26 protein-coding genes, 1 other RNA gene and 1 riboswitch are annotated in these 21,607 nt (G+C 57.8%); of the genes, 23 read left to right on the top strand and 4 right to left on the bottom strand.

The window, feature by feature from the left end; all coding sequences use genetic code 11:
- Window positions 1-284: 284 nt before the first annotated feature.
- The 11 genes from ffs (at window position 285) to L248_RS03470 (ending at window position 7,753) form a co-directional block, all read left to right on the top strand.
- An RNA gene (ffs, locus tag L248_RS15545) (signal recognition particle sRNA small type) lies at window positions 285-382 on the top strand.
- 93 nt (window positions 383-475) lie between these two features.
- Entirely contained in the window at window positions 476-2,500 is a 2,025-nt protein-coding gene (dnaX, locus tag L248_RS03425; RefSeq protein WP_022528677.1) for a DNA polymerase III subunit gamma/tau, read from the top strand.
- 1 nt (window position 2,501) lies between these two features.
- Window positions 2,502-2,810 carry a YbaB/EbfC family nucleoid-associated protein gene (locus tag L248_RS03430; RefSeq protein ID WP_040534678.1) on the top strand — a complete coding sequence of 103 codons (309 nt, stop codon included), beginning with the start codon at window positions 2,502-2,504 and terminating at the stop codon, window positions 2,808-2,810.
- 6 nt (window positions 2,811-2,816) lie between these two features.
- Window positions 2,817-3,416 carry a recombination mediator RecR gene (gene recR / locus L248_RS03435; RefSeq protein ID WP_040534680.1) on the top strand — a complete coding sequence of 200 codons (600 nt, stop codon included), beginning with the start codon at window positions 2,817-2,819 and terminating at the stop codon, window positions 3,414-3,416.
- Between the two features lie 3 nt (window positions 3,417-3,419).
- Window positions 3,420-3,674, top strand: coding sequence for a YaaL family protein (locus L248_RS03440; RefSeq protein WP_022528680.1), 255 nt, complete (start codon window positions 3,420-3,422; stop codon window positions 3,672-3,674).
- 65 nt (window positions 3,675-3,739) lie between these two features.
- Window positions 3,740-4,384: a dTMP kinase gene (tmk, locus tag L248_RS03445; protein ID WP_022528681.1), complete on the top strand. Its 645-nt coding sequence runs from the start codon at window positions 3,740-3,742 to the stop codon at window positions 4,382-4,384.
- Between the two features lie 29 nt (window positions 4,385-4,413).
- A complete protein-coding gene (locus L248_RS03450; RefSeq protein ID WP_022528682.1) occupies window positions 4,414-4,743 on the top strand; it encodes a cyclic-di-AMP receptor in 330 nt (109 codons plus the stop codon).
- On the top strand, window positions 4,743-5,744 hold the full coding sequence (gene holB, locus L248_RS03455; protein WP_022528683.1) for a DNA polymerase III subunit delta': 1,002 nt from the start codon (window positions 4,743-4,745) through the stop codon (window positions 5,742-5,744). The genes L248_RS03450 and holB overlap by 1 nt, the downstream gene beginning before the upstream one ends.
- A 27-nt stretch (window positions 5,745-5,771) precedes the next feature.
- Window positions 5,772-6,125, top strand: a complete 354-nt coding sequence (locus L248_RS03460) for an initiation control protein YabA (RefSeq protein WP_040534597.1) — start codon at window positions 5,772-5,774, stop codon at window positions 6,123-6,125.
- A gap of 4 nt (window positions 6,126-6,129) precedes the next feature.
- Complete coding sequence (rsmI, locus tag L248_RS03465; protein WP_155828554.1) at window positions 6,130-7,008, top strand: 16S rRNA (cytidine(1402)-2'-O)-methyltransferase; 879 nt, start codon at window positions 6,130-6,132, stop codon at window positions 7,006-7,008.
- Window positions 7,009-7,012: 4 nt separating this feature from the next.
- Window positions 7,013-7,753 (top strand): acyl-[acyl-carrier-protein] thioesterase, encoded by a 741-nt coding sequence (locus L248_RS03470; RefSeq protein ID WP_022528686.1) that lies wholly within the window; start codon window positions 7,013-7,015, stop codon window positions 7,751-7,753.
- A 110-nt stretch (window positions 7,754-7,863) separates the two neighbouring features.
- Here L248_RS03470 and L248_RS03475 read toward each other — a convergent pair whose 3' ends face one another.
- Window positions 7,864-8,859, bottom strand: a complete 996-nt coding sequence (locus tag L248_RS03475) for an asparaginase (RefSeq protein WP_022528687.1) — start codon at window positions 8,857-8,859, stop codon at window positions 7,864-7,866.
- A 455-nt stretch (window positions 8,860-9,314) separates the two neighbouring features.
- Window positions 9,315-9,411, top strand: a riboswitch (THF riboswitch).
- Between the two features lie 38 nt (window positions 9,412-9,449).
- On the opposite strand from L248_RS03475, the gene L248_RS03480 reads away from it, so the two are divergent.
- The 10 genes from L248_RS03480 (at window position 9,450) to L248_RS03525 (ending at window position 17,413) form a co-directional block, all read left to right on the top strand.
- A complete protein-coding gene (locus tag L248_RS03480) occupies window positions 9,450-9,980 on the top strand; it encodes a folate family ECF transporter S component (protein WP_051999842.1) in 531 nt (176 codons plus the stop codon).
- Between the two features lie 39 nt (window positions 9,981-10,019).
- On the top strand, window positions 10,020-10,751 hold the full coding sequence (gene tsaB / locus L248_RS03485; RefSeq protein ID WP_022528689.1) for a tRNA (adenosine(37)-N6)-threonylcarbamoyltransferase complex dimerization subunit type 1 TsaB: 732 nt from the start codon (window positions 10,020-10,022) through the stop codon (window positions 10,749-10,751).
- Window positions 10,735-11,292: a ribosomal protein S18-alanine N-acetyltransferase gene (gene rimI / locus L248_RS03490; protein ID WP_040534600.1), complete on the top strand. Its 558-nt coding sequence runs from the start codon at window positions 10,735-10,737 to the stop codon at window positions 11,290-11,292. The genes tsaB and rimI overlap by 17 nt, the downstream gene beginning before the upstream one ends.
- Window positions 11,288-12,337: a tRNA (adenosine(37)-N6)-threonylcarbamoyltransferase complex transferase subunit TsaD gene (gene tsaD / locus L248_RS03495; RefSeq protein WP_040534686.1), complete on the top strand. Its 1,050-nt coding sequence runs from the start codon at window positions 11,288-11,290 to the stop codon at window positions 12,335-12,337. The genes rimI and tsaD overlap by 5 nt, the downstream gene beginning before the upstream one ends.
- A 165-nt stretch (window positions 12,338-12,502) precedes the next feature.
- Window positions 12,503-12,826: a PTS sugar transporter subunit IIB gene (locus tag L248_RS03500; protein WP_040534601.1), complete on the top strand. Its 324-nt coding sequence runs from the start codon at window positions 12,503-12,505 to the stop codon at window positions 12,824-12,826.
- An 86-nt stretch (window positions 12,827-12,912) separates the two neighbouring features.
- Window positions 12,913-13,521 (top strand): hypothetical protein, encoded by a 609-nt coding sequence (locus L248_RS03505; RefSeq protein WP_022528693.1) that lies wholly within the window; start codon window positions 12,913-12,915, stop codon window positions 13,519-13,521.
- Between the two features lie 684 nt (window positions 13,522-14,205).
- Window positions 14,206-15,597: a bifunctional metallophosphatase/5'-nucleotidase gene (locus tag L248_RS03510; RefSeq protein WP_040534602.1), complete on the top strand. Its 1,392-nt coding sequence runs from the start codon at window positions 14,206-14,208 to the stop codon at window positions 15,595-15,597.
- Between the two features lie 15 nt (window positions 15,598-15,612).
- Window positions 15,613-15,978 carry a YutD family protein gene (locus tag L248_RS03515; RefSeq protein ID WP_245585268.1) on the top strand — a complete coding sequence of 122 codons (366 nt, stop codon included), beginning with the start codon at window positions 15,613-15,615 and terminating at the stop codon, window positions 15,976-15,978.
- Between the two features lie 19 nt (window positions 15,979-15,997).
- Window positions 15,998-16,780 carry a TIGR01457 family HAD-type hydrolase gene (locus L248_RS03520; protein WP_022528696.1) on the top strand — a complete coding sequence of 261 codons (783 nt, stop codon included), beginning with the start codon at window positions 15,998-16,000 and terminating at the stop codon, window positions 16,778-16,780.
- Complete coding sequence (locus tag L248_RS03525; protein ID WP_022528697.1) at window positions 16,781-17,413, top strand: TIGR01906 family membrane protein; 633 nt, start codon at window positions 16,781-16,783, stop codon at window positions 17,411-17,413.
- 68 nt (window positions 17,414-17,481) lie between these two features.
- Here the strand turns inward: L248_RS03525 and L248_RS03530 are convergent, their stop codons facing one another.
- From L248_RS03530 to L248_RS03540, 3 genes are all read right to left on the bottom strand, one after another.
- On the bottom strand, window positions 17,482-18,132 hold the full coding sequence (locus L248_RS03530; protein ID WP_022528698.1) for a VTT domain-containing protein: 651 nt from the start codon (window positions 18,130-18,132) through the stop codon (window positions 17,482-17,484).
- A gap of 119 nt (window positions 18,133-18,251) precedes the next feature.
- Window positions 18,252-18,758, bottom strand: coding sequence for a phosphatidylglycerophosphatase A family protein (locus L248_RS03535; protein WP_022528699.1), 507 nt, complete (start codon window positions 18,756-18,758; stop codon window positions 18,252-18,254).
- Window positions 18,759-18,771: 13 nt separating this feature from the next.
- The gene (locus tag L248_RS03540) at window positions 18,772-19,743 is read right to left on the bottom strand and encodes an NAD(P)/FAD-dependent oxidoreductase (RefSeq protein ID WP_022528700.1); all 972 of its coding nucleotides are present in this window, start codon (window positions 19,741-19,743) and stop codon (window positions 18,772-18,774) included.
- Between the two features lie 404 nt (window positions 19,744-20,147).
- Here L248_RS03540 and L248_RS03545 point away from each other — a divergent pair, with 404 nt between their 5' ends.
- Window positions 20,148-21,011: an ROK family protein gene (locus L248_RS03545; RefSeq protein WP_040534603.1), complete on the top strand. Its 864-nt coding sequence runs from the start codon at window positions 20,148-20,150 to the stop codon at window positions 21,009-21,011.
- Window positions 21,012-21,050: 39 nt separating this feature from the next.
- On the top strand, window positions 21,051-21,419 hold the full coding sequence (locus L248_RS03550; protein WP_040534604.1) for a CvfD/Ygs/GSP13 family RNA-binding post-transcriptional regulator: 369 nt from the start codon (window positions 21,051-21,053) through the stop codon (window positions 21,417-21,419).
- Window positions 21,420-21,607 lie beyond the last annotated feature (188 nt).

The raw sequence follows: 21,607 nt of genomic DNA on the forward strand, positions 1-21,607 counted from the left end.
GCCCGCGCAGCCCGTAGTCACCCGGGCCAGAACCAGACAGCTGCCTGCCTCCGTAAACAGGCTCCGGCCGAGCAGGCCACCACAGGCTAAGTGGCCTAACCGCTCGGCTCCGCCCTCTAAACGGGCTCCGGCCGACAGCGGCACACAGTCTGAGGACCTTAAGCCAAAAATCCCAAGAGCAGGGATTTCCGGCTTAAGGCCGCTCAGCCTGGTGCCGCTAACCGTCGGCCTCCGCCCTCTGCCTCTTTGCCCTGTACCACCCTCCTGTGCTATACTAATTAAGCCGCAAGGCCTTAAGGCAATGACAGTCTTACGAAGCGTGTCAGGTCCGGAAGGAAGCAGCACTAAGTGAGTATTGTCATGTGCCTTTTGTTTTATAGAAATTAATTGTGGCTGGGGCGGAATATTCTGCTTCAGCCACTTCACTATCTCGTGTTTTTGAACCGGACAAGTAGGGCAGAAAGGACGGCTGGCGATGGCCTATCAAGCACTGTATCGCGTCTGGCGGCCTCAGCGCTTCGCAGATTTAGTGGGGCAGGAGACGATCACCCAGACGCTGAAAAACGCCCTGATCACTGATCAGATCAGTCATGCATATTTGTTTACCGGTCCCCGGGGAACGGGCAAGACGTCGGCGGCCAAAATTCTGGCCAAAGCCGTCAATTGCCGCTTCCGCAAGGACGGCGAACCCTGTAATCAGTGCGACACGTGCAAAGCCATCACCGCCGGCAGCTTAGGCGACGTTATTGAAATCGATGCCGCATCAAACAACGGCGTAGACGAGATCCGCGACATTCGCGATAAAGCTAAGTATCCGCCCACCGTGGCCGACTACAAAGTGTACATCATTGACGAAGTCCACATGCTCTCCACTGGCGCCTTCAATGCCTTGCTGAAGACGTTAGAGGAACCGCCGGCCCACGTCATTTTTATCTTAGCGACCACCGAGATTCAGAAGGTCCCGGCAACGATCATCTCCCGGACCCAACGGTTCGATTTCAAACGGATTGCTTCCGAAACGATCGTGGACCGGATGCAGTATATTCTCAAAGACATGAAGATCACTTATGATGACGCGGCCTTGGAGCTGATTGCCAATGCGGCCGCCGGCGGGATGCGGGATGCCCTTAGCATCTTGGACCAGGTCCTCAGTTACGGTGACGACCACGTCACCTTGGCCAACGCCCTGAGTGTGACGGGCTCCCTGTCTGGCGACACTTTGACTAAGTATCTGCAAGCCGTTGACCAGGGGGACACCGCCCAGGGCTTGACCATCGTCCAGCAGGAACTGGCCGTGGGGAAGGATCCCAATCAATTTATCGTCAACCTGTTGGTCTTTCTCCGCGATCTTCTGCTCTATCGCCAAGATCCCCACTTGGCCCGCAGTTTCTACGCGACGCAGGACCCCGATACCTTTGCCCGCCTGGTGAAAGAAATCAATGACACCAAGATCTATCGGATGATCGATGTCCTCACCGCGGTCCAGGACCAGTTGCGGCAGACGACCCACCCGGATGTTTACCTGGATGTCCTCACGGTCAAGCTCGCGACGTTGGACACCACGGTCGTTGCCACCCAACCGGCTAACCCGGCAGGGGCGCAGGCTGCGCCCGCGGCTCCTGCCTTGACCCATACGATCAAGTCACTGGAACAGCAAGTGGCGGCATTGCAGCAGCAAGTGCAGCAGGGCAGCGGTGCGGCACCGGCACCAACGCCGGCCCAGCGGCCCGCACCGGCCGCCCCAGCGGCGGTCAAGACGAAAGTGCGCGTCAACCTGGAAGAAATCAACGCAGTCCTGGGGACAGCCACCCGGCAAAGCCTGGAGGCTATCCGCGGATTGTGGGACGAGCTGCTCAGTATGTTGTCAGTGTCCCAGCGGGCAGTCCTGCACGTCGGCGCCGAGCCCGTGGCCGCTAGCCCGGACGCGGTTGTGGTATCCTTTGATTATCCGCTCATGTTCGAACGGGCGGCGAAGGACCAAGTCATGCGCCAGCAAGTCGAAGCCGATTTGGCGAAGTTGGCGAACCATGCGATTGCCGTGTACTTCGTCCCTAAGGAACAATGGCCGCGTATCCGCCAGGACTACCTGGCGGCGCATCCCATCGGTAAGAAACGCCGCCGGTCGGCGCCGCCGGCCAGTGCTGCGGCCGCACCGACTTCGGCAGACGCTACAGACAGTGCGGCTGAGGAAACACCGCCGGTCATTTCTGACAGTGATGCAGCCGCAATGAGCGATGCCGGCGGCACAGCTTCCCCGGGTAAGCGCCCGCCGGATAGTCAGTCCGCCGTCGCGGCAGACAGCCAGACCGCGACTGAGGATGCGGCCGCCTCACCAGAAGAAGCGGCACCGGCCCCGACCGGTGCGGACTTGGTGGCCAAGGCCAAAGCCCTCTTCGGCGACTTCGTGGAAGTGGACAGCGGCCAGCCGCAAACAGAACATGAACACAAGCAAGACGATCCACAAAACAACCCAACAGATGGAGTGAATGCAAATGGCTAAAATGCCCAATTTTGGCGGCGGCAACATGCAAAACATGATGCGCCAAGTGCAACAGATGCAGAAAGAAATGACAGCGGCCCAAGACCAGCTGGATAAGACCGAATTCACCGGCAAAGCCCCGGAAGACATGGTCACCGTGACGTTCACCGGTAAGCACGAAATGAAGGATATTCAGATCAAACCAGAAGCGATCGATGCGGATGATCCGGACATGCTGCAAGACTTGATTATCGCTGCCGTCAACGACGCCGAGAGTCAGATCAAGAAGACCACGGATTCGACCATGGGCCGCTTCGCTAAGGGAATGTAACGCATGCTGCAATACCCGGAACCGATCGCCAAATTGATCGACAGCTATATGAAACTCCCGGGGATCGGTGAAAAGACAGCGACCCGGCTGGCTTTCTTCACCTTGGACATGCCCCAAGACGACGTGGACGACTTCGCCCAGAACCTGCATGACGCCAAGACCAAGCTGCACTTCTGCTCGATCTGCGGCAACATCACGGACCAGGACCCCTGTGTCATCTGCAGCGACCCCACTCGGGACCAGAGCCGCATCCTGGTCGTCGAGCAGCCCAAGGACATCATGGCTCTGGAGCGGATGAACGAGTATCACGGTCTGTACCACGTGCTCCATGGGGTGCTGTCGCCGACCACGGGGAAGGGCCCGGAGGACATCAACATCAAGTCCCTGCTGACCCGACTCCAGCAGCACGCCGAGGTCAAAGAAGTGATCATTGCCACGAACGCCACCCCGGAGGGCGAGTCCACGGCAATGTACTTGGCGCGACTGATTAAGCCGGCCGGCATCAAGGTCACCCGGCTCGCCTATGGTCTGGCCGTCGGCAGCGATATCGAATACGCCGATGCCATGACCTTGATCAAGGCCGTTGAGGGCCGACAGGAGATGTAGCGGGTGAGAAAGAACACTGTACGCAACGAGTTCGATGCGGCCTTGCTGGCGGAAATCAATGCGATTCGGGAAGAGTGGCTGCGGGAACAGCGTATCGTGAATGCCGCTGTACCCACCGCGTGGAACGATGAGAGCGGGGTCCAGATCTTGCGTGCCCGCTATGAACTGCTCTACGCGGAGGCTCGCCGGCGTCAGCTCCATTCCCACGACATCGCGCCCGGACTGATCAGCCATTTTACCGACACATTCAATGGTTAACCGACCCGCCCAGCCGGGTGGTCGTGATACAATGAATTTAATGCCAGTCAGAAAGAGGGAACACCGTGAACGGCTTGTTTATTTCGTTTGAAGGGTCGGACGGGGCCGGCAAGAGCAGTATGCTGGCCCAGCTCGTGCCCATCGTCAAGGCCCACACCGACCGGCCCGTGGTGCTTACCCGGGAACCAGGGGGCAGTCCCATCGCCGAACAGATTCGCCATCTGATCCTGGATCCGGCGAACAAGGAGATGAGTGCCGCCACTGAGGCGCTGCTTTACGCCGCCGCCCGGGCCCAGCATTTGCAAGACGTGATTCGGCCAGCACTGGCGGACGGCGCTATCGTTCTTTCTGACCGGTATGTCGACAGTTCCATTGCCTACCAAGGCGGCGGGCGCCAGCTCGGTACCGCCGCGGTCGCGGCGATCAATCAGTTCGCCACCGCCGGCACCATGCCGGCGCTGACGCTGTACGTCGACGTGCCCCCGGCGGTGGGCATGGCCCGTATCCAGAAGTACCGGGAACGGGCCGAGGACCGGTTAGAAAAGACCGGCGACGACTTCCGCGAACGGGTGCACCAAACGTATCAGGACCTGGTCCAAGCCGCGCCGGAGCGCATTGTCCGGCTCGATGGGACGCAGTCTATTGACCAGCTGACGGCGGCTGCCTGGCAGACCCTGCGTCAGCGGTTTTCCACTTACTTGACCATTTAACTGCCAGCCACTGAGAGGAGAGACACACGATGAAATTGATCATGGCCATTGTGCAAGACAAAGACAGCAACATGCTCCAAAACGAGTTTATTGACGCCAATATTCGGGCAACGAAATTGTCCACCACCGGGGGCTTTCTGAAATCGGGCAACACGACGTTCATCATCGGGATCGAGGACGCGCGGGTGGAGGAAGTCTTAGCCTTGATCAAGAAGACTTCCCACGCCCGGGAACAATTCATGACCCCGCCCGTGAGCATGGACGTCACCGGTGACAGTTCATTGTCTTATCCCATCGAAGTGCAGGTCGGCGGCGCTACCGTCTTCGTCCTGCCGGTTGAGCAGTTCCGGCAGTTCTGATGACAGCCGAGACAGCGTGGCCGATCACCCAGCTGCAGCCCAGGCTGGTCAACCGCTTTGAGCGGCTGATCAGCAGGGACCAGCTGGCCCACGCGTACCTCTTCAGCGGCACGCAAGAAAGCGGCACAACCGCCCTGGCACAATGGGTCGGGTTGCGCCTTTTTTGCAGTAACGTGCACAACGGCCAACCCTGCGGACAGTGTGCCCAGTGTAAGCAGATCCTGTCGGGGAACCATCCCGACTTTCTCAAGATCCAGCCCACCGGAGCGACGATCAAGGTTGATGATATCCGCGATCTCCGTCAGGAAATGGCGCGCACGGGCTTGGAGCAGGCTAAGCGTATCTTCGAAATTGACCAGGCCGACCTGCTCACTCCGGGGGCGGCGAATTCACTGCTCAAGTTTATCGAGGAGCCGCCTGGCCCAGTGTTGATCATCCTGGTCACCGAGCAGAAGCAGCGCTTGCTGAGCACCATTCTGTCCCGGGTCCAGGTAATCGATTTCCCGCCCGCACCGGCCGCCAACATTGCTGCCCAGTTGACGGATGAAGGCGTCGCGCCCGAGCTGGCCCCGCTGTTTTCTGCCCTGGGGGCGTCGGTGCCCACGGCCCGCGCACTGGCTGAGGACCAAGCCCTCAGCCCGCTGCTGGATGCCCTGGACCAGTGGCTGGCCGCCCTGGGCCGCCATGATTGGCAGGCGTTCATCTTAGTCCAAACGCAGATCATGCCGCTGGTCAAGGAACGGCCCTTGCAGACGCTGTTTTTCGATCTCACGATTATTGCCTTGCAAGACATTTTGGTCGCTCAGTACACGCCGGCAGCACCCAGCCACTTCCCCCAGCACCAGGCGACTTTGACCGCCGTGGCCAGCCAGTGGCCGCCCACCACGGCCACACTGGCGGCGGCTCAGGCCCTCGCGGCCCAGGCCCGACTCCAAGGCAACGTGGCCTTCCAGGGTCTGTTTGAGCGCCTGACCGCCCAGATTCTCAGTTCGTTTTCTTAACTTCGTTATGTTAGAAAGGTGACGCCAGTGGCCGAACACACAACAACGCAACAAGATCTGTATACCGAGTTACAGGAATTGAAAGAAAGTGCGGAGAACACGCTGGCGCTGGCCAACAAAATGACGGCCGAAGTCGACGCCTTGACGGAGCAAAACGCTGAGCTGCGCATCGAAAATGTAAACCTGCGCAACCGTTTGAATGAATTGAGCCGGGCAGACAACGGGGCTGCCGATACGAAGAATGGTCTCTCCAAGTCGAAGAAAAACTTGGAGAAACTGTATGAGCAAGGCTACCATGTGTGTCAAGAGCTCTATGGCAAACGCCGGGAAGACAAAGAAGAGTGTGCGTTCTGCTTGGAGGTTATTTATGGCACTCGCTGACAATGTGCACGTGCAGCGCAGCTTCGGTCCGCACGACACGGGCACGCTTTACTTAGTACCGACACCTATCGGCAACCTGGGCGACTTTTCGCCCCGGGCGGTGGACGTAATGCGCAGTGTGGACGTGATTGCCGCCGAGGATACCCGCAACACTCAAAAATTACTGACCCATTACGACATTACGACCCACCAGATCAGTTTCCATGAACATAATACGCAGGAACGCATCCCGCAGCTGCTGGCGCGGCTGCAGGCAGGGGAGAGCATTGCCCAAGTGTCTGACGCCGGCATGCCCGCCATCAGCGATCCCGGTCAAGAACTGGTGGCGGCGTGTGTGGCGGCCAACATTCCGGTAGTGGCGCTGCCCGGTCCGAATGCCGGATTGACGGCGTTGATTGCCTCGGGGCTGGTCACCCAGCCGTTTGCCTTCATCGGCTTTCTGCCCCGCAAGGCCCAGGAACAGAAGACCTTTCTCCAACAATTCGCCGAATTGCCGATGACGACGATCTATTATGAATCCCCCATGCGCATTGCCAAGACACTGGCCCGCTTCACCGAGGTGGTCGGCGGAGACCGGCAAATCGTGGTCGCCCGGGAACTGACCAAGAAGTTCGAGTCATACATTCGCGGCACCGTGGCCGAGGTCGCCGACTACGTGGCAGCCAACGCACCCAAGGGCGAAATGGTGATTTTGCTGGCGCCGCCGGCTCCCGCAGCCCCGGTAACGTGGTCCGCGGCCGCGGTCCAGGACGCCGTAGCGGACCGGGTCGCCCATGGAGAAAAACCCACCAAGGCGGCCAAAGCCGTCGCTCAGGAAAGCGGCTGGCACCGGCAGGACGTGTACCAAGAATACTTAACGACGCAAGACAGAAAGCAGGAGTAACCCAATGGCACTGGTTTGGTCCGAAAAATACACGATCCCGTACTTCATGGTGAATACACGGGAGGAGATCCATCTGTCCAGTTTGCTGGACATTCTGGTGATGGCGTCTGAGCACCAGACTGATTCAATGGGGGTGGGCGAAGACAAGATGCACGCTCTGGACGTGGGCTGGGTGATCACCCAGTACCATATGGTGTTCACGCGCCTGCCTCAGCTGGACGAGACCGTGACCCTCAGCACGTCTGCCACCAGTCGCAACCGCTTCTTCTGCTACCGGGATTTTTGGGTGCACGACGCTGCGGACAATGAATTGGCCCATATTACAGCCACTTTTGTCATGATGAGTTTCAGCACCCGGAAGATGGTCCCCATCATTGAAGAAATGGTGGCGCCGTTCCATACGAAAAACGAAAAAACGGTCCTGAAGTTCCCCCGCATCAACAAGATGGATTACACTGGCGTCACGCCCAAGTCTTATCGGGTGCGGTACCAAGACATCGATTCCAACCACCACGTCAATAACGTGCATTATTTTGATTGGATGATCGATACCCTGCCGTTAGACTTCATTCTGCACCACGCCTTGAAACAGGTGGACATCCGCTACGAGCGGGAGATCCAGTACGGCGACACCGCGGAGTCCCTCTGCGTGCCTGACCCGGACGATGCGTTGATGACCCACCACTTGATTCGCCACAACGGTGAGATGAACACCGAAGCGATCATGCACTGGGCGGAGGACTAAGGCATTCTCTGTCCCGATGAGACAAATGTTCATACCTAGGAAAGGCGCCAAAAATAATGCAAGGCGGGTGCTCAGCCAAAGTACGGCTGAGCACCCGCCTTGCATTGCTTTTATGAGAACGCGTTGTTGACGTAGTGGTGCAGTTCGTGGCCTTGCATGCCTTTACTCAAGCCCACGAGCAGCTTGATTCGGGCTTTCTGGCCGTTCAACCCCCGGCAGAAAATTACGCCCATTTTCTTCAACTCCACGCCGCCGCCTTCATAGTCGTAAACGTCCTCGGCGATGCCGTTGAAACAGCGGGAGACTAAGACCACAGGAATGTTGTGATCCAGAAGCCGGCGCAGCGCCGGGAGGGTGGCCGGCGGGAGATTGCCAGCGCCGAGGGCTTCGATGACTAATCCCCGGGTGGTGGGCTGATCGATGGCGGTGAAGAGGTCACCGTCCATGCCGGCGAAGGCCTTCAATAAGTAAACCCCGCTGACGACGTGATCGATGTCCGTGACCGTCTGGGAGATGAGTTCCTGGAAGAAATTGACGTGCTGTTTGGAAATCAGGCCGATGGGGCCAAATGTTGGGGTGCGGAAGGTGGCCACGTTGGTGGTGTGGGTCTTGGTGACAAAACGGGCCGTGTGCACCTCATCGTTCATCACGACCAGCACGCCCTTGCCCCGGGCTTCATCAGAATATGCCGTCCACACGGCACTCTGGAAGTTATGCAGACCATCACTGCCGATTTCATTGGCGCCGCGCATGGCGCCAGTCACGACGACAGGAATCGTGTTAGGCAGGGTGAGGTCGAGGAAGTAGGCTGTTTCTTCCAGCGTGTCCGTACCGTGGGTGATGACGACGCCGTCCACATGCTCCTCTTTCTCCGCCCGGACGATCCGCTGTTTGAGCATCAGCATCCGTTCTGGTGTAATGTGAGGCGAGGGCAGGTTGAAGATTTCTTCTGTGACCAAGTCTAGCCGGTGGTGAAACAAAGCGGCTAAATCAACATCTGCCACCAAGGGATTCTCATCGTTGGGCTGGAGATCACCACTGGCGTTCGCCGACATCGAGATCGTTCCGCCTGTGTGCAGTACCAGGATCTTTTTCAAAACACTCACTCCTCATAACCGAATGCTTCTAGCGTACTCGCATTTTATGTTCAGGGAAAGAGAAAATCGTGACCTGGGTCAGAGGACGGTATTCCTCGCCGTAGAGAGTTGTCACTCATACCTGCAGTCTGTAAACAAGGCGGTTGGGCGAAGCCCAACGCCGTAAACGGGCTGCGCCGAGCAGGCCACCACAGTCTAAGGGCCCGAACACCAAAAGCCCAAGTGCGGGGCTTTCGGCGTTCGGGCCACTTAGCCTGGGTGGCCTAACCGCTCGGCTCCGCCCTCTAGACGGGCTCCGGCCGACAGCGGCACGCGGTCTGAGGACCTTAAGCCCAAAATCCCAAGTGCGGGGATTTCCGGCTTAAGGCCACTCAGCCCGGTGCCGCTAACCGTCGGCCTCCGCCCTCTAGCTTGCTTTTACCCTTATTCTGTTGCATGATATTACACGTATTTACAAATAAAAATACGGAGTAGGCCCCACGCGTTAAGTGCTGCAGGAACGGAATGTGAACTGCGGCCGGAAAAGCTTTTGCTTGCGGTGTTGGGGCCGCATTCGCCGCAAGATTTCTTTGCGACAGCTCCAGTTGGGAGATGTCACCATGACAACACAACATTCCTTGAAGCTCACTACGAGCCAAGTAATCTGGCTGGCCATTTTAATGGCGATGCAGATGGTGCTGAGTAAACTCAGCATCGGCAGTGATACCTTGGTCAAAGTGGGCTTTGGTTTTATTGGTACAGCTTTGCTGGGTTACTTCTTTGGCCCCTTTTGGGCCGCTTTCGCCAGCGGTGCAGACGACATTATTGGCTTCTTTCTAGGCGGCGGCGGGACCTTTTACTTCGGGTTCACGCTGTCGGCCATCGTCGCCGGCGCATTATATGGCTACTGGCTGCATGATCGGCCAGTCAGTTGGAAGTACACGATTCTCGGCGTGCTCAGCGTGACGATCATCGTCAATATGCTGATGAATACGCTGTGGGTGCGGCTGATGTACCAGACACCCTGGACCTTGCTGATCTCGTGGCGGTTGCTGAAACAGTTGATTTCCGCCCCCCTGCAAGTGGTTCTGTTATACACTGTATTCAAAGTGCTGGTCCGGGTACCGGGAACGGCGCAGTTGCAAAGATAGTAAACAAGTTTTGAGGGGAGTTTGACGGATTTGCGGGTTTTGGCCATTGATACAGCAAACCAGCCGCTGAGCGCAGCGGTCAGTGAAGACGATACAGTATTAGGGACAGTGACGCTCAACATGCGGCGGACCCACAGCCAAACGCTGCTGCCTGTGATCAGTGACCTGCTGGAACGGACCGCCACCCCTGTGGAGAAATTAGAGCGGGTGGCCGTGACTAGCGGCCCCGGCAGTTATACCGGTGTGCGCATCGGCGTGACGACGGCCAAGACGTTAGCCTGGACCTTGGGACTGCCGCTGGTGGCCACCACGTCGCTGCACCTATTGGCCGGGAACATCGCCGCGGACGATCCGCGTTTGATCATTTCATTGATCGATGCCCGCCACGAGAATGTGTATGCCGGCGTGTATCAATGGGTACCCGAGACAGCCGCGAGCGGGCCGCAGAATGTGCTCCTACCGCACCACACGCCATTAGCCGAGCTCTTGCCCGGGATCGCTGCGTTGCAGCAGCCGGCCATCGTGGTCGGCACGATTCCGGTGGCTTACCAAGAACACATGCGCAGCGTGTTAGGCAGCCAGGTGAGTTTTGCCGATTCATTGACGGCACTGCCCAGCACGGCCCGCCTGGCCTTGTGGGCCCCGGCTATGACCCCAGTGGCCGATATCCACAATTTTGTACCGACGTATTACCGCCAGACCCAAGCCGAGCTGGAATGGAGGCAGTATCATGATGATGCGGGACATGCACCCTATGTTGAGGAAGTTTAAGTCCTGGTTCGGCCGGACGGCCCCGGCGTCAGTGCTGCAGTTTTCAACGCAGCCGGTGACCTTGCAAGGGATTACGTACCAGTTGAAGAAAGCGGCCGAACCGGACGTTCCAGAAATGCTGGCGGTGGAACGGCGTATTTATGCCGGCCGCCAGCCGTGGGATGCCCGGGCGTTTCATTCCGAATTGCGCCGTTACGACAAGGCCCTGTATCTGAATGCTTACCAGAACGGGCACTTGGTGGCGTACATCGGTACTTGGTTCACGCCCCGGGAAGCCCATGTCACGAATTTAGCGGTCGATCCGGACTGGCAGCAGCGCGGACTAGGCCGTTTTCTGCTTGAGACGATGATTGAACGCGCCCGGGCCGCTGGCACTCCGCGGGTGACGCTCGAGGTACGCGTGGATAACATGCCGGCGATTGCCCTGTACCATTCGGTGGGCTTCCGCGATGGTGCCATCAAGCCGAATTATTACATTGCCGACCAGATGGATGCTCGGAACATGATTTTAGACCTGCCAGCAGAAAAGGAGAGTGATTGAATCTGTGCGTGAATTAATTCTCGCTTTCGAATCCAGTTGTGATGAAACCAGTGTGGCGGTGGTAGAAAACGGCACGACCATTCTCAGCAATATCATTGCCACTCAGATCAATAGCCACAAACGGTTCGGCGGGGTGGTGCCGGAGGTGGCCAGCCGCCATCACGTGCAGCAGATCACCCGTTGTACGGAGGAAGCGATGACGCAAGCCGGCGTGACTTACGCCGATTTGACGGCCGTGGCGGTCACCTATGGTCCCGGCCTGGTGGGGGCGCTGCTCATTGGCGTCACCGCCGCCAAGACGATTGCCTTCGCCCATCATCTGCCGCTGATCCCCGTGAACCACATGGCCGGGCATACGTATGCGGCCAGTTACGTCGCTCCTTTCCAGTTCCCATTGCTGGCCCTGCTAGTTTCTGGCGGTCATACCGAGCTGGTGTACATGGCCAGCCGCTACGACTTCCAGATCATCGGCGATACCCGGGATGACGCTGTGGGCGAAGCCTACGACAAGATCGGCCGGGTACTCGGGATTTCGTATCCCGCCGGGAAACCGGTGGATGAGCTGGCCCACCAGGGGCACGACACGTTCCATTTCCCCCGAGCCATGCTGGAAGAAGACAACTTAGACTTTAGTTTTTCAGGGTTGAAGAGTGCATTCATCAACACGGTTCACCATGCGGATCAGCTCGGCGAAACGCTGAGCAAAGCCGATTTGGCGACCAGTTTTCAAGATGCCGTCTTGGACATTCTTGTGGGGAAGACTCTGCGCGCCCTTAAGACCCACCCGGTCCACCAGCTGGTCATTGCCGGCGGCGTCGCGGCCAACCAAGGGTTGCGGGCGCGGATGCATGACGCCCTGGCCACGCTTTCTGATCCGCCGCAGTTATTGATTCCGCCCCTGCGCCTGTGCGGCGACAATGCGGCGATGATTGGCGCCGCAGCCCACGTCGCTTATGCTGAGGGCATCCGGGCCGACTGGACGCTGAATGCCGACCCGAGTTTGTCATTTCCTTACAGTCGCGAGGCTTTAGCCGCGATAAAATAACATGAAGGTGGACAATTGCTTACGCTTTGTAACCGGAGCCATATTGGTATGCTCGGCTTTCTCAACTGTCCTAAAATAACAAATAGTTGACATGAACCGCTTTCGCGTGTATTCTTAAAGAGTCAAGAAGTACGAGACTTGAGAAATTCAAAGGAGATTTTGATCATGGCTGAAAATGAAAAGACGATCATGTTGGTTTGCGCGGCGGGGATGTCCACTTCCATGCTGGTTCAACGGATGGATGCGGCAGCGAAGAAGGACGGCATTACGGCGAACATCTTCGCGACGGGCGCTTCCGATGCCGACAACAAGCTGGCTGAGAATGACGTCAACGTATTGCTGCTTGGACCGCAGGTTCGCTTCATGAAAGACCAATTTGAGAAGAAATTGGCCGACAAGAAGATTCCGGTCGACGTCATCGACATGCGCGCTTACGGCATGATGGACGGCGAAACGGTGCTTCAGCAGGCCATGAAACTGATCGGTTAATTCATACACAAAACCGCCTCCTGTACTCGGGCATTGCCTGGGCCGGGAGGTTTTGTTGTATATTGGACGCAAAGGAGCGGATGCGCATGCAATTTGTAATCAGCGACAACCATTTCTATCATAGCGACCTCTTGGGGGACAACGACTTCGCCCCGCGGCCGTTCCTGACGGTCGAGGCCATGAACCAGCAGATGATCACCGCGTGGAATGACCGGGTCACCGATGCCGATACGGTCTACGAATTGGGGGATATTGCCCTGCGGCCCAAGAATTACCTGACCCCGCCGGAAGTGGCGGCCGTCCTTAACCAGCTCCACGGCCACTTGGTGCTGATCAAGGGCAACCACGACTACCGCGACCTGTTCAAGTACCTGGCTGAGCACAACCCGATCCTGCCCGACGGCGAGCTGAAGTATACCTTCCACGACGTCGGCATTATCGTGAAGTACGACCACAACCAGTACTTCCTTACCCACTACCCGCTGTTTTTCGGCATCACCCAGCAGACATACAACCTCCACGGCCACATCCACCACACCATGATGCCTTACGCGACCAACATCAACATCGGCGTCGACGCCCCCGAGCGTCAATGGGTCCACCCGGCACTGCCCTTCGGCGCCCCGCTGACTTTCGCCGAGGTGGAGCAGATGATTGCCGGCAAGGCGGCGTATCTGGCGCAGCAGAAGCATTAGCGGAGAGAAATATACGCGAGGCCCGGCAATTTGGGCCCTCCGGCTGGCTGGGCGTGGAACGTGGCCGGCACGGCTTGAAGCCCAGTGCAAAGTGCGCACTGGTCTTCAAGACCGGCCTTGGTCTAAGCGGTCAAAGACCGACCGCTAAGACCAATCTGGCCACTGACGCCCGCCAGCCTCCGGGCCCAAATCGCCTACATACTACCCGAACGTGAGATTCTCCGTGACAGGACATTTCGCCGGGCAGGCGGGCTGACTTTCCTACTTCTGGGCGACTGCTGTAAATTCTGTGCGGGAAGCTGCCAGAGTTTGATGTCGAGCGAGACGTTCTCAGTCTCTGACAATGTAGGGTGACGGAGGGCGGAGCGGGCGGGGGCTCAGCCGCAAAAATCTTGTTGGCGGCTTTGCCGCCTACAAGAAGGGCGAGCTTTGAGACAAATGCGTCCTTTGCATTTGGCTCAAAGTCGCCCCGCAGCGTTCCAGCCCCCGCCCGCGGAGCCCGGAGTCACCCGGGCCAGAGCAAGATAGCAGCCATTCCAGCCCCCCAATCTGCGCATCTTATAGTCACCGGTCCAGGGAATGACACTAACCTGCAGCCAGACTTCACCTTCGCCTTTCTCCCCGTTGCTTGCCTCGCCCCAGCACGGTATAGTGGAGTCATACAATCACGGAAGAGGTATAGCGGTGCAGGAAACTATCCATATATTACACACGAACGATCTCCACTCCCACTTCGAAAATTGGCCGCGGATCAGCCGTCAGCTGGCGGCTCGGCAGGCGGCTTGCCGGACGGCGGCGGGCACGCATACTGTGCTGACCTTCGATATTGGGGATGCGATGGACCGGGCGCACCCGCTTACGGAAGCGACGGCGGGCCAGGCCAATATTGAGATGCTCAACGCCATCGGCTATGACGCGGCGACGATCGGCAACAACGAGGGCATCGGCAACTCGCCCCACGTGCTGCGTCATCTGTACGACCACGCCAACTTCCCGGTGGTCTTGGGCAACTTATTCAGCGATAAGGCCCAGCAGAAGCTGGCGCCGTTTGCCATTGACCATTTGCTACTGCACTCAGCCGGCGGTACGCGTATTTTAGTGTTGGGCTATACGGCCCCGTTTCTGACGACGTATCATGCCCAGGGCTGGTATCCTGAGCTGATCGGTGAAGCCTTGCCCCGCCAGCTGCATGCCTATGCCGGGCAGTATGACGTGTGTATTCTCCTTTCTCACCTGGGCATCGAGATGGACCGCTACATTGCCGCTCATTATCCTCAGGTCGACGTGATCCTCGGCGCCCACACGCATCACCTGCTCCCCACCGGTGAGATGGACAACGGGGTGCTGCTCGGGGCGGCCGGCAAGTGGGGCGAGCACATGGGTGAGATGGCCTTGAAGCTGAAGGACCACCATATCGTCAGTAAGAAAGCATGGGTCTACGACACGCCAGACCTGTCCAGTGCCCCGGGGGATGCTGCGCAGATTCAAGGATGGGCCGATGAAGGCCACCATCTGCTTCAGCAGCACCAGATTGCTCGGCTGCCTAAGGACTTTCCCATCGATTACAACCATCCCTCACCGATGCTGGATCTGGCGCTGAAGGCGCTCATGGCCTATACGGGCACCGAAGCGGCGGTCCTGAATGCCGGGCTCTTTCTCACGGGCCTGCACGCCGGCATCGTTACTGCCGACGACCTGCACACCCAGATGCCGCACCCGATGCACGCCATGAAGGTAACACTGAAGGGGACCGACCTCTGGCGCTTGGTCCGGGAGATGGAGAAGAACCGCGGTTTCCTGCGCCGCTTCCCGCTGAAGGGAATGAGCTTCCGGGGCAAGATCTTCGGGACGATTGGGTACGCCGGCATGCGGTACGACGCGGCGACGCGGACGCTCTTTTGGCATGACCAGCCAGTCGACCCGGAGCGGACGTACACCATCGCCGTCCTTGATCACTACCTCTTCATTCCCTTTTTCCCGACCATCGAGATCATGGGTGACAATCAAATTTTGTTCCCGGACTTTCTGCGCCAAATCGTTGGGCAATACTTGGCGGAGCGCTACCCGCTTAAGTAAGGAGGCATGATGCCGATGAATGATACAGAAAAAACAGTACCGGCGCCCACACCACCGGCCCACCAAGTCCTGCGGCTGCCGGCGGGGATCATTCAAGTGGATGACCTGCGCTACCGGCTGGTGGCGGACCACAAAGCCGGGTTTCAAGCAGATGCCTTGGCCGCCGCTTACGTGGAACTGCTGACCAAGTACGACTACATCGTCGGTGACTGGGGTTTTGACCAGCTGCGGCTGCGCGGCTTCTACGCCGAAGGCCACCGCCATGCTAACCGTGATCAATACATCAGCACGCTGGCCGACTACTTATACGAATTCTGCAATTTTGGCTGTGCGTATTTCGTTCTGGAGAAAGTGCCGGACGATACCGCGCCGCAGTCCTGACAAGAAGGGAACGACTTTTTTGCGCCATTATAAAGGCTATTTTATCGATCTGGACGGGACCACTTACCGCGGCAAGGAACGTATCCCAGCCGCCAAGACGTTCATTGAACGCTTGCAGGCAGCGGGGATCCCGTTCCTTTTTCTGACCAACAACACAACGAAGACGCCAGCCGCGGTGGTGGAGAACCTAGCCAAGAACCACGATATCCACGTCGCGCCCGAGACGATCTATACACCGTCCCTGGCCACCGCGGCTTACTTGAAGGACAAGGCCCAGACCGCCGGCCATCCCTTCAGCTTCTACTGCATCGGCGAGCTGGGCTTGAAGAAAGCACTGCTGGACGCCGGCATGGTCTTGGAAGAAACCCACCCGGATTACGTTGTGGTCGGGCTGGATTACGACGTGACCTACCATAAGTTCGAACTGGCCACGCTGGCCATCAAACGGGGCGCCAAGTTCATCGGGACCAATGAAGACACGAACTTGCCCAACGAACGGGGCTTGGTCCCCGGGGCCGGGTCTCTGATTGCGCTGGTGGAGCGGGCCACCCAGCAAAAGGCGTTCTATATCGGCAAACCGCAAGTACCGATCATGCGCGCGGCGTTGAAGGTAATCGGCATGACGCCGGCGGATGTGCTGATGGTGGGGGATAACTTCCACACCGACATTCAGGCCGGCATCAATGCCCACATGGACACGCTGCTGGTCACCACCGGCTACACTAAGCCGTCCGAAGTGCCCAATTTGCCGGTTCAGCCGACGTATGTCTTGTCCAGTTTGGACCAGTGGCAGGTGATTTAGATGATCAAGCGTTTCTTCCAGGCCGCGGCCCTGTGGCTGTTTGTCCTCAGTGCCGCGATCGCCCTCACGATTTTGGGGACGTTCATTCTGTATCCCATTGATGTGCACTTCCTGAACATCCTGGACCAGTCGAACGTGAAGGTCACCTTCGGCCAACTGTATGCGAACTTCGCCCAGCTGATGGCCTATCTGCACTTCCCCTGGGTGACCACGCTGCACATGACCAACTTCCCAGTCTCCGTCACCGGGGCCATCCACTTCCGGGACGTGAAGACCTTGTTCTTGCTGGATTACGCGATCCTCATCGTGACTGCGTGGCCGGCCTGGGCGTACCTGCGCAGCCTGCACCGCCAGCACGATACTTGGCGGCTGTATCGCCAGAGTCTGGTGGCGCTGGCCGTGCCGCCGCTCCTGGCTGTTTTGGCGCTGATGGGATTTGATCAGTTTTTCGTGACTTTCCACGAGATTCTGTTCCGCAACTCGGACTGGATCTTCGACCCGGCCAAGGACCCAATCATTACCGTGCTGCCGGAAGAGTTCTTTGCCCACACCTTTTTCCTGGCGTTTATTCTCTTAGAACTTTTCGCCGGCGGCTTGTATTGGTGGGCCCGGCGAGAAATGAAACGGGCGTGATTCCGCAGAGACAAAAATCGGCATCGCCAGAACGGCGGTGCCGGTTTTTATGTATTTTCTTTTCTTACTTAGTCCACGGTGGGCTTGGTCAACCGGTGCTTCAAGTAGGCGAATACCATGGGCAGCAGGGAGATCACGACGATACTCAACGCGACCAGACTGAAGTGATCTTGGACGAAGGGAATGTTCCCAAAGAAGTAACCGCCGCACAGGCAGACCAGCACCCAGGCCAGACCGCCGATGAAGTTGTAATGCAGGAAGTGGCCGTAATGCATGTTGCTGCCGCCGGAGACGAAGGGGGCGAAGGTCCGGACGATGGGCACGAAGCGGGCAATGGCAATCGTCTTGCCGCCGTGCTTATTGAAGAAATCCTCCGCCACCTTCAGCTTATCATGGTTGATGAACCGACCGAAGAAGGAGTTGTGACTCGCGGCCAGCCCCATATGGTGGCCGATGTGGTAATTGACGGTATCGCCAATCACCGCGGCGCTGAGGAAGACCAGGAACAGCACCCAGATGTTCAGGTGGTAGTCGACGTTAGCGGCCAGTGCCGCGGCGGCGAAGAGCAAGGAATCGCCGGGGAGAAAAGGAAAAATGACGACCCCGGTTTCGATGAAGATCATGACGAAAAGGATCACGTAAGTCCAATTACCAAAAGTATTGACGATCGTGACCAAATGGTCGTCGATGTGCAGGATAAAGTCGATCAACGTATTCATAGGCAGCAGCCTCCGCTGGAATTAGGATTCGTTCGGTTTGTGAAGTGAACTAGAGGCATTATAGCAAAAAACGAAGCGTAACGGAAAAACCGTCGCGCTTCGTTCTGTTTTCTTAGCAATTAGTACACATCCGGCTGGGTCTCGGGGTAAGCGTGGGCCAAGCGGCTGGCGGCTGACGCGGCGATGGCGCCGACGATGTCATCCAAGAAGGTGTGGATGATCCCCGGTTCGTGGGCGTTGAGCTTGGCCAGGATGCCTGGCTTGATCTTGTCGATGTAGCCGTAGTTGGTCAAGCCGATGCTGCCGTAAACATTGACGATGGACAGGGCCATGATCTCGTCCACGCCGTAAAGGCCTTCATCTTCCTCGACAATCTGCTGCAGCGGCGGCTCCAACTGGTGGGCTTCCGCCGCCTTATCCAGCTGGATACCCGTCATGATGGCGTTTTGCACCTCGCGCTTGTGCAGTACGATGTCGACACTCTCGGTGCATTCAGACAACGTCAACGTGGGAATGTACTTTTCTTGCAGAAAAAGGGTCAGCTTGCTGATGTCCTCGATTTGGACGCCGCGTTCATTCAGCAGACTGACACAATGATCATAAATTCGTTCGGCATTTGTTGCCATTTTACAACGCTCCTTAGTGGATCAGCGACGTACTGTGCAAGGGCTGCTTACGTTCGGGGTAGATCTCCTGTAGGGCTTGGGTGACCGCCACGGGGGCTTCGCCGAAACCGCTGGCGATGAGCTGCATCTTGCCCGGGTAGTCGACCACGTCGCCAATCGCGTAGATGCGGTCGGTGGACGTCAGCATGTTGGTGTTGACTGGAATCGTCGCCCCTTTGATCTCAATGGGCCAATCTCGCAGGATGCGGGCATCGGCGGTGAACCCGTAATTGACGATGAGGTGGTCGGCGGTGAGGCTGCTTTCTTCCTTCGTGCGGGCTTTCTTCAAGCCGATGGTGAGGCGGCTAGCCTCTTCGGTCAGTCCAGTGAGCAGGTACGGCGTCATGATATTCACGGAGGACGCCTTCATCTTCTCGACGCTCGACTCCAAACCGCGGAACTGGTCGCGCCGGTGGATGATGGTCACGCTCTTGGCCACTGGTTCAAGCGCTAATGCCCAGTCGATTGCTGAGTCGCCGCCGCCGGCCACGGCCACATCGCTGTCCCGGAAGTCTTCCAGGTCATTGATGAAGTAATGCACGCGGCGATCGTCCAAGGCGTGGTCGTAATCGAAGGCCAGCTTGCGCGGCGCGAAGGAGCCGTTGCCGATGGCAATGATCACCCCTTTGGCGTGGAAGGCGCCCTGATTGGTGGTCAAGGTGAACGTGCCGTCGTCTTCCTTGGTAATCGTTTCGACGGTGGTTTCGAGAGAAACCGCCGGGGCAAACTCGTGGAGCTGAGTCGTCAGCTCACTGACCAGCTGCTTCGCTTTAATATGGGGGAAACCGGCCACATCGTAAACGTCTTTCTCCGGGTACAGGGCACTGACCTGGCCGCCTAACCGGGGCAGGCTCTCCAAAAGCAAGGCGTCGGCGTTGCGCAGGCCGGCGTAGAAGGCGGCGAACATGCCCACCGGTCCGCCGCCGATGATACTGAGGTCGTACATGTGTGTTGTGTCTGCAGTCACTTTACTGTTCCTTTCCTATGGCGACGTAATCCTCCATAGTCTAGTCGAAAAAGGGCGGATGGTGCAAGCACAAGAGGGCGGAGGCGGGCGCTTACCCCCACCAGGCTAAGTGGCCCTAACGCCGAAAACCCCGGGCTTGGGTTTTTGGTGTTAGGGTCCTTAGACTGCGTGGGGCTGCCCGCCGGAGCCCGTTTATGCGGCAGAAGCCCCGAGCTTGGGTTTTAAGCTCACGGTCGAACGGCCTGGAGCCCATTACTCGCGTTAAAACACCGGGATGCCCCCGCTATACCAGGAAGAAACCGCATTTTCTAGACAACCGTACTCAATCCCTGTACCATATAAGTGTGAAAAATAACGAGACAGCAGAAAGCAGGTCAATCAATATGTACGCAGCCATTGAGGCCGGCGGCACGAAGTTTGTGTGCGCCGTTAGTGATCACGAGCTCCACGTTCAAGACCGGATTCACATTCCCACGACCACCCCGAGTGAAACCTTGGGGGCCGTTTTTGCGTTCTTCGATAAGTACACGCTGGATGCCATGGGTGTCGGCTCTTTTGGACCGATCGACGCCAATCCGAGTTCACCGCAATACGGTTACATCACCACGACGCCGAAGCTGGCGTGGGCCAACTACGATTTCCTGGGTGCTTTGAAGGCCCACTACCCGCAGCTGCCGATTGCCTTCACCACCGACGTGAACGTTGCGGCCTACGGTGAATTCAAGCGCGGCGCCGGGCAGGGTAAGAAGAATGTTGCTTACTATACGGTAGGCACCGGTATCGGTATGGGCTACATTCACAATGGCGGTATCTACATGGGCGACCAGAATCCGGAAGCCGGCCATATTTTGGTGCGCCGCCACCCGGATGACACCTTTGCTGGCGCGTGCCCTTACCACGGCGACTGCCTCGAAGGCATGGCCGCCGGTCCCGCCATTGAGCAGCGGTGGGGCAAGAAGGGCAAGGACATTGGCCCCGATGAACCCGCCTGGAACATTGAAGCCTATTATCTGGCCCAAGCCTGCATGACGACGACGTTGTTCCTGTCGCCCGACATCATCATTTTCGGCGGCGGCGTCTCCAAGCAGAGCCAGCTCTTCCCGTTGATCCGCTCCCAATTCACTCGCTTGCTCGCGGATTACGTCACCGTTCCTGCCGATGCGGACCAGTACATTGTCCCGGTTGCCCTGGGTGATGACGCGGGTATTACGGGCGCTCTCCTGCTTGCCCAAGAGCAAGCCGCCTAAGCGGTTGCCGAAGCCTATATTAGAAAGGAAATGATGACGATGACCGTGCATATTGGTGACGTTTTGGTCGGTACCGTGAGCGGTATTCAGCCTTATGGGGCATTTGTCGCGTTAGATGACACCACCCAGGGACTGATTCACATTTCCGAGTGCCGCCACGGCTATGTCAAAAATGTGCGGGATATTCTCCACGTGGGTCAAGAAGTGCACGTCAAAGTGTTGGACGTGGACGAATATTCGCAGAAAATAAGTCTGTCGCTGCGGGCGATGACCCGAGATCCCTTCACTGGGACCCGGGTGCGCACAAAACATTACTGGACGAACCATCACGTGGATGCGGGCTTTGCCCCGATCCATAACGCGGTCCCTGGCTGGTTGAAACAAGCTGAAAAAGATTTTTCAGCATGATTTTCCAGGAAATAGCGTCCGTGTTTGGCTAAGTTCCCCTGGGATAGCCGCTACCATTTTGCCCATATCTTAATGATAAGGCGAAATGGTATTTTTTTGTTCGTTTTTATGTAACGGAGCGGTATACGCCATGTAAAAAGGGTGTTGACGGCAGGGCCGTGGGCTGATAAGATATTATTCGTTGTCGT

The sequence above is a fragment of the Schleiferilactobacillus shenzhenensis LY-73 genome, assembly GCF_000469325.1.
In the GTDB taxonomy this organism is placed as follows: domain Bacteria; phylum Bacillota; class Bacilli; order Lactobacillales; family Lactobacillaceae; genus Schleiferilactobacillus; species Schleiferilactobacillus shenzhenensis.

Bases quoted from the DNA above. Each gene is read 5' to 3' on its own strand.
- L248_RS03515 (WP_245585268.1), top strand. From the start codon at position 15,613: ATGAATGATACAGAAAAAACAGTACCGGCGCCCACACCACCGGCCCAC.
- L248_RS03505 (WP_022528693.1), top strand. From the start codon at position 12,913: ATGCAATTTGTAATCAGCGACAACCATTTCTATCATAGCGACCTCTTG.
- L248_RS03550 (WP_040534604.1), top strand. From the start codon at position 21,051: ATGACCGTGCATATTGGTGACGTTTTGGTCGGTACCGTGAGCGGTATT.
- L248_RS03530 (WP_022528698.1), bottom strand. From the start codon at position 18,132: ATGAATACGTTGATCGACTTTATCCTGCACATCGACGACCATTTGGTC.
- dnaX (WP_022528677.1), top strand. From the start codon at position 476: ATGGCCTATCAAGCACTGTATCGCGTCTGGCGGCCTCAGCGCTTCGCA.
- L248_RS03535 (WP_022528699.1), bottom strand. From the start codon at position 18,758: ATGGCAACAAATGCCGAACGAATTTATGATCATTGTGTCAGTCTGCTG.
- L248_RS03540 (WP_022528700.1), bottom strand. From the start codon at position 19,743: ATGTACGACCTCAGTATCATCGGCGGCGGACCGGTGGGCATGTTCGCC.
- rimI (WP_040534600.1), top strand. From the start codon at position 10,735: ATGTTGAGGAAGTTTAAGTCCTGGTTCGGCCGGACGGCCCCGGCGTCA.
- holB (WP_022528683.1), top strand. From the start codon at position 4,743: ATGACAGCCGAGACAGCGTGGCCGATCACCCAGCTGCAGCCCAGGCTG.
- L248_RS03545 (WP_040534603.1), top strand. From the start codon at position 20,148: ATGTACGCAGCCATTGAGGCCGGCGGCACGAAGTTTGTGTGCGCCGTT.
- L248_RS03450 (WP_022528682.1), top strand. From the start codon at position 4,414: ATGAAATTGATCATGGCCATTGTGCAAGACAAAGACAGCAACATGCTC.
- L248_RS03480 (WP_051999842.1), top strand. From the start codon at position 9,450: ATGACAACACAACATTCCTTGAAGCTCACTACGAGCCAAGTAATCTGG.
- L248_RS03470 (WP_022528686.1), top strand. From the start codon at position 7,013: ATGGCACTGGTTTGGTCCGAAAAATACACGATCCCGTACTTCATGGTG.
- L248_RS03500 (WP_040534601.1), top strand. From the start codon at position 12,503: ATGGCTGAAAATGAAAAGACGATCATGTTGGTTTGCGCGGCGGGGATG.
- L248_RS03525 (WP_022528697.1), top strand. From the start codon at position 16,781: ATGATCAAGCGTTTCTTCCAGGCCGCGGCCCTGTGGCTGTTTGTCCTC.
- L248_RS03430 (WP_040534678.1), top strand. From the start codon at position 2,502: ATGCCCAATTTTGGCGGCGGCAACATGCAAAACATGATGCGCCAAGTG.